Origin of the sequence: Terrisporobacter petrolearius, from assembly GCF_020748185.1 — a bacterium.
GTDB classification, from domain to species: domain Bacteria; phylum Bacillota; class Clostridia; order Peptostreptococcales; family Peptostreptococcaceae; genus Terrisporobacter; species Terrisporobacter petrolearius.
The window spans coordinates 1-248 of record NZ_JAHZMO010000248.1 but is presented as its reverse complement, the minus strand read 5'-3'; the positions used below and the strand labels follow the sequence as shown (position 1 = coordinate 248).

Here is a 248-nt window from a genome sequence, read left to right as displayed (position 1 = left end):
GCGATTTACTTCGGTAAAGAGCGGCGGACGGGTGAGTAACGCGTGGGTAACCTGCCTCATACACATGGATAACATACCGAAAGGTATGCTAATACAGGATAATATAAGAGATTCACATGGATTTTTTATCAAAGCTCCGGCGGTATGAGATGGACCCGCGTCTGATTAGCTAGTTGGTAAGGTAATGGCTTACCAAGGCGACGATCAGTAGCCGACCTGAGAGGGTGATCGGCCACATTGGAACTGAG

1 rRNA gene is annotated in these 248 nt (G+C 48.4%); it reads left to right on the top strand.

What is annotated here, in order from left to right:
* A 16S ribosomal RNA gene (locus K0040_RS20515) occupies positions 1-248 on the top strand; the annotation flags it as partial.